At 35.0% G+C, this 3,557-nt stretch carries 5 protein-coding genes; 4 read left to right on the top strand and 1 reads right to left on the bottom strand.

Annotated features, from left to right (window positions below; all coding sequences use genetic code 11):
* Positions 1-389 (bottom strand): choice-of-anchor I domain-containing protein (locus AC33VI_RS10595; RefSeq protein ID WP_491782231.1); only part of this gene is annotated, 389 nt, incomplete at its 3' end.
* A 774-nt stretch (positions 390-1,163) separates the two neighbouring features.
* On the opposite strand from AC33VI_RS10595, the gene AC33VI_RS10590 reads away from it, so the two are divergent.
* The 4 genes from AC33VI_RS10590 (at position 1,164) to AC33VI_RS10575 (ending at position 3,525) form a co-directional block, all read left to right on the top strand.
* The gene (locus AC33VI_RS10590; protein ID WP_491782230.1) at positions 1,164-1,520 is read left to right on the top strand and encodes an NINE protein; all 357 of its coding nucleotides are present in this window, start codon (positions 1,164-1,166) and stop codon (positions 1,518-1,520) included.
* A 22-nt stretch (positions 1,521-1,542) separates the two neighbouring features.
* Positions 1,543-2,238, top strand: coding sequence for a helix-hairpin-helix domain-containing protein (locus AC33VI_RS10585; RefSeq protein ID WP_491782229.1), 696 nt, complete (start codon positions 1,543-1,545; stop codon positions 2,236-2,238).
* Positions 2,239-2,369: 131 nt separating this feature from the next.
* Positions 2,370-3,218, top strand: a complete 849-nt coding sequence (gene ylqF, locus AC33VI_RS10580; RefSeq protein ID WP_491782228.1) for a ribosome biogenesis GTPase YlqF — start codon at positions 2,370-2,372, stop codon at positions 3,216-3,218.
* Between the two features lie 10 nt (positions 3,219-3,228).
* A complete protein-coding gene (locus AC33VI_RS10575; RefSeq protein ID WP_491782227.1) occupies positions 3,229-3,525 on the top strand; it encodes a hypothetical protein in 297 nt (98 codons plus the stop codon).
* The last annotated feature ends 32 nt before the right edge of the window (positions 3,526-3,557 follow it).

The raw sequence follows: 3,557 nt of genomic DNA, 5'->3' as shown, positions 1-3,557 counted from the left end.
GCTACCAGCACTTTACTTCCATCGGGAGTAAAAGTAACCATGTCAGGCAACGCACCCACAGTTACCTGGTTTAAAACATTACCTTCAATATCGAAGAAAACAATCGTTCCCAAGTCGTCTGCTGCTTCCCCTTCAATAGCTGCGGCAACAATACCATCTTTAATGGCAATACTATTGATGCCATCTCCCAATTCAGAAATATCGATCGCTCTGACAAAAGTAGGACTGGTAGGGTCGCTAAGGTCTAAAATATCAATAGTGCTAGTAGCACCGTTAATCACAAATAACTGTTGGCTACCAGAATCGTAAGCCGTAATTTCAGCCGCCCCTTCATCGAAAATACCCGAATCGTAGCGACCAATTTGCGTTAACTTAATAGAATTATCCATGTAAATTTGAGATAGTAAACTTAAGGTTTTTTAGAAAAGTTATACAACAGGATACATATTTGTAGTTTTAGCTTTTAACTAATACTGAATTTAGTAATTTGGATTAAAAAGAGTATCTTTTACGCTTTTTGTCAAGCAAATATAATATTTTTCTTGACGTTTGCTAAAAGCATCGACTAAAATGAGAGTGATACAATTTATTTACATTTACTCAATCTAGTATTAGTTTCTAAAACTACGTAAAATCCATTTTCCATCGTCTCAGGCGCAGGTAAATGAAAGTTAAATTAACGGTTAAGAGTTAATTAATAGTTAATATTTTTTATAGAGTTGAGTGAAGAGCGATCTCAGTTATTTTCAGCAAGAAATCGTAGATATTAATCAAGATCGTTAAGTCATCTTTTTATCGATCGCGAATAATTTGTGATTTTGATTCGCTACACAAAATTACTTATTTGGGTTTAAAAGATTAATTAAAAAAATCAGAGTTTTTCACCATGACTACTAGCGATTCAATTAGTTAATATCGAAATATACTAAATTAGTTTGTCAAAATGAATCATCTAAAACTAATTCCCTTTGCTATTTTAGGAGTTATAATTTTTTCTTTTAATTCAAATATGAATTTGAATTATTTAGTAAAAGGCTATCTTACTTTAATAGAAACTCAATTAGGATTGGTTATTCTCTATTTATTGGTAATACCAAAATTTTTGAAAAGAAAAATATAAGCGAGTATAAACTACATATTTTATTTAATTCAATGAAACGATTATGAAAAACAAAGCTGTAGCAGCATTATTAGCGTTTTTTTTAGGTGGTCTTGGAATACATAAATTTTATTTAGGTAATAATCTAGCAGGAATTATATATCTATTATTTTTTTGGACTTTCATTCCTGGTTTGATTGCCTTTTTTGAATTTATTGGCTTGATTTTGATGTCAGATCGAGATTTTAATGCCAAGTATAATGGTGCAAATGCACAATATGCCAGTACGGGAATGGGATATCAAGAATCTTCCAATGCTAAGACAGAAACATTAATGAAACTAAAAGGTCTTTATGATTCTGGAGTGATTACAGCAGAAGAATACGAAGAAAAGCGGAGAAAATTCTTAGATTCTCTATAATTTTTATATTTGTGTGATAGTCGTGTCAAATTCTCAAGATTGGCTGTTAAAAACTCCTCAATGGGTATGGTTCTCATTTATTCCTACTTTCGGAAGTTTAGCGATTGTTTATGCGGGTAATAAGTCAAAAACTCCTAAGTGGATTTGGTTGGGGAGCGGGTTTTTGACTTTGAGTATCTTATTATCTTCGACACAATTAATCGGTATTATATGGTTGATTCAAATTGGAACGGCTTTCTATTTGAAAAAAAGTTATTTAATCAAAACTACTTCCAAAGGAAGATTTGTAGATAGTATTAATACTGCCAAACTTATTGCTCAAGATAAAGGACAAATTGATATTAACAACTGTACTCAAGATGAGCTAGTACACTTTATAGGTTTACCTATTGTTTATGCAAATGATATTTTAGCCCTGGCTCAAGAAGGATATATATTTACTCATATAGAAGAACTATCAGAAGTTGCGGGAATTCCTGAAAACTATCTGAGAAAAATAGAACCACTAATTACTTTTGGTTACGATCTCAATAAAGAAGCTGATGTATCTTGGAGACGTTTGAATTCTTTTTCGGTAGAAGAATTAGCTGCTTGTAATATTGAACTATCCGCAGCCCAAAAAATTGTTGCCGAAAGGACTAAAGGCTCTTATAAGTCTTTAATAGATGTGAGAAAGCGTACTGGAATACCCATAAGCATATACAGACATTTGATTTAGGTTGATTTTAATTTTTTGTAAGTTATTAAAATTCAGGCGATCGCATTGCGTGTTAAAACAAAATTAAATTAACGATTTATTCTCTGGGGAAACTAAAATTAGAGATCGCACAAGCAAAGAATAAATCAATCATGTCCGCACCTCCAATTCAATGGTATCCAGGTCACATAGCCAAGGCAGAAAAACAACTCAAAGAACAACTGAGAAAAGTTGATGTTGTCCTAGAAGTCTTAGACGCTCGCATTCCTTTGGCTTCCCATCATCCTCAAATAGATAATTGGATTGGAGAAAAACCCCGCATTGTAGTTTTGAATCGGGTGGATATGATTCCCGAATTTGCCAAACAAGATTGGCTAACTTGGTTCAAATCTCAAGAGAAAGAATCCTACTTTGCTAACGCCAAACAAGGCAAAGGCATCAAAGCTATTAAAGCAGCAGCCCAAAAAAGTGGAGTGGCGATGAATAAGCGTCGCCGCGATCGCGGAATGCGCCCTCGTCGAGTGCGGGCAGTGGTTATTGGTTTTCCTAACGTGGGCAAGTCGGCTTTAATTAATCGTTTGGTCGGTAAAAAAATTGTCGTGAGCGAGCGTCGTGCTGGGGTAACCCGTCAATTGCGTTGGGTAAAAATTTCCCAGGAAATTGAATTATTAGATGCTCCTGGAATTATTCCTTGGCGATTAGAAAATCAAGAAGATGCGATCAAACTAGCGATTTGTGAAGATATTGGGCAAGCATCCTACGATAATCAAGTAGTAGCAGCAGCAGAGGTAGATTTGTTACTCCGATTGGGTTACGCTAAGGTGTTGCAATCTCGTTTTAATTTAGACCCGACAGGAATGACGGGAGAAGCATTTATTCAAGAAGCTAGCGATCGCTTTTACCAAGGGGATAAAGAAAGAGTAGCGCGTCAAATACTCTATGATTTTCGTACTGGCAATATGGGACAAATCTCCCTAGAATTGCCTCCCCAAATTGATTAATCCGCAATTAATGAAATATCTAAGTTTATTTGTATTATTAGGAATTTTCTGGTTGAGCTTTATTTATGATGCCGAGGCTCAAATATGTGGCACTCGCTTTGGTCAACAAGTCTGTATCTTGCAATTGAAACGCAGTGCCAAAAATTATTGGGAATATCGAGCTAAAGTCAGTATTGATGGCAAAAAGCAAAGGGATCTCGAAATCTACAACTGTCGCGATCGCACTGTTACCCGTAAAGGCAAATATCCTATTCCTTTGAAATCTGGTAGTCCTGGAGAGTTAGTCTGTCAGAAATTTGACCGATAAACCAATAGATCTGTTAGATCTGTCCTAAAAAT

It is taken from the genome of Waterburya sp. (genome assembly GCF_058530065.1).
The sequence above is the reverse complement of the archived record's forward strand: the minus strand, read 5'-3'. Positions and strand labels throughout refer to the sequence as shown.

What these genes read in the sequence shown, in the direction of transcription:
- AC33VI_RS10590 (WP_491782230.1), top strand. Translation starts at nt 1,164, where the DNA reads ATGAAAAACAAAGCTGTAGCAGCATTATTAGCGTTTTTTTTAGGTGGT.
- ylqF (WP_491782228.1), top strand. Translation starts at nt 2,370, where the DNA reads ATGTCCGCACCTCCAATTCAATGGTATCCAGGTCACATAGCCAAGGCA.
- AC33VI_RS10575 (WP_491782227.1), top strand. Translation starts at nt 3,229, where the DNA reads ATGAAATATCTAAGTTTATTTGTATTATTAGGAATTTTCTGGTTGAGC.